The organism is Methylocucumis oryzae (assembly GCF_000963695.1).
Taxonomy (GTDB): domain Bacteria; phylum Pseudomonadota; class Gammaproteobacteria; order Methylococcales; family Methylomonadaceae; genus Methylovulum; species Methylovulum oryzae.
On record NZ_LAJX01000335.1, the window covers coordinates 1 to 1,909 of the forward strand.

Here is a 1,909-nt window from a genome sequence, read left to right on the forward strand (position 1 = left end):
CCGATGCTGTCGGCAATACGCCGCTTGCGTCATTCCGCTGCTTTGCCAAGTGTTCAGGTGATGTATCCAATGCGCAGTTAAGGTCATGCATTATCCTCTTCAAAAATTTTGAGAATAACGGTTCTGAACTTATTAGAACAGGTGGTTTGGTTGAGCGCTTACATTCCTCTGGATTATTGACTGCCCAATCCTTTTGAGGGGCCAGGCGCACCCTAGCACCGTTAGCACCGCCGCGCATGTCAGTGCTGCGGAATGATGCGGCTGAGGCCCAAGCGGTTCTAACCAGTTCTGGCACGCTCAAACCTGATTTGAGGATTTTTTGTTTGAGGTTTTCAATGTCTTTAGCATCAATTAATTTATGATTGACTGCTGGAATTGGGTCTTGCCAAATGAAGACTTCTTTGGGCACTTCCGAGCCGAGATAACGTGGACGGGGCCCCATATCGCGGTGCGTGAGTTTAAACCACGCTTTAGCAAAAGCCAGCTCGAATTCTGCGGGATTTTCTAGGAAACGTTTTAGCAATTTTTTCGTAACTAGGGTCAGTTTTCAATGCTAAGTCCGTCGTCAGCATGATAGGAGCATGGTGCTTGTCTTTATCGTGCGCATCGGGGACTAAATTCGCTGCTGCATTGTCTTTAGGCACCCATTGCGTAGCGCCTGCGGGACTTTTTGGTTTTTACCCATTCGTAAGAAAATAAATTGCTTAGATATTGATGGGTCCATTGCGTAGGACTCATGGTCCACGCGCCTTCTAAGCCGCTAGTAATCGTGTCAACGCCATGACCTTTGCCACATTTATTTTTCCAGCCAAAGCCTTGTTCTTCGATGCTGGCAGCGGCAGGTTCAGGTCCTACGCAGGTTGATGGTACGCCATTACCGTGTGCTTTGCCAAAAGTGTGGCCGCCAGCAATCAACGCCACGGTTTCTTCGTCGTTCATGGCCATACGCCCAAAGGTTTCTCGAATGTCTTTGGCTGACGCTAATGGGTCTGGGTTACCGTTAGGGCCTTCTGGGTTGACATAAATCAGTCCCATTTGCACGGCCGCTAAGGGTTTTTCAAGTTTGCGGTCGCCTTGATAGCGTTCATCGGCCAGCCATTTTTTCTCAGGTCCCCAGTACACTAAATCAGCTTCCCAATCGTCCGTTCGCCCACCGGCAAAGCCTAAGGTTTTAAAGCCCATGGATTCTAACGCGACATTGCCAGTGAGTACCATTAAGTCGGCCCAGGAGAGTTTACTGCCATATTTTTGCTTAATCGGCCAAAGCAAACGCCGGGCTTTGTCTAAGCTGGCGTTATCAGGCCAGCTATTAAGCGGCTCAAAGCGTTGTTGACCGCCACCGGCGCCACCTCGACCATCGCCCAGTCGGTACGTGCCGGCACTATGCCAAGCCATACGGATAAATAAAGGGCCGTAGTGACCGTAATCGGCTGGCCACCAATCCTGAGATGCGGTCATTAACTCTGCTATGTCTTTTTTTACTGCTTTAATATCGAGTTTGTTAAACTCATTGGCATAGTTGAATTTGCTATCCATCGGACTCGAAGCGGTCGAGTGCTGGCGTAATGGCGCCAAATCTAATCGTTCAGGCCACCAAAATTGATTCGATAGGGTTTGCGAGCTTGCTGTAGATTTGATTGGCATAGGCTTGTCATCAGCGTAGCTAGCCTGAGATAACGCTAATGTTAATAGCATTAACGTTGGAAAATTTATTTTAAACATACGCGCCTCCGGTTGTTATAGAGCCTGCTGTTGCAGGTTATTTCTAGTCGGCAAGCATAGGCTCCAAATAACAAGTTCAGGTTACCAGCTTAAGACGGGACAGGTCATTCAGAACGTATAACGCCAGGGATGGCGTGTAGTAGGGCAACGCAGGAGCAGTTGCCGAGGACGCCGTAAATACGTCCCT

At 48.9% G+C, this 1,909-nt stretch carries 3 protein-coding genes; all 3 read right to left on the reverse strand.

What is annotated here, in order from left to right; translation table 11 throughout:
* Positions 1–87, reverse strand: an 87-nt coding sequence (tnpA, locus tag VZ94_RS33415; protein WP_439097761.1) for an IS66 family insertion sequence element accessory protein TnpA, incomplete at its 3' end; no start/stop codon positions are given.
* A 383-nt stretch (positions 88–470) separates the two neighbouring features.
* The gene (locus VZ94_RS31275; protein WP_275575350.1) at positions 471–644 is read right to left on the reverse strand and encodes a hypothetical protein; all 174 of its coding nucleotides are present in this window, start codon (positions 642–644) and stop codon (positions 471–473) included.
* Positions 637–1,722 carry a peroxidase family protein gene (locus tag VZ94_RS21225; RefSeq protein ID WP_275575351.1) on the reverse strand — a complete coding sequence of 362 codons (1,086 nt, stop codon included), beginning with the start codon at positions 1,720–1,722 and terminating at the stop codon, positions 637–639. The genes VZ94_RS31275 and VZ94_RS21225 overlap by 8 nt, the downstream gene beginning before the upstream one ends.
* Between the last annotated feature and the right edge of the window lie 187 nt (positions 1,723–1,909).

Coding starts and splice junctions, on each gene's coding strand:
- VZ94_RS21225 (WP_275575351.1), bottom strand. CDS start 1,722: ATGTTTAAAATAAATTTTCCAACGTTAATGCTATTAACATTAGCGTTA.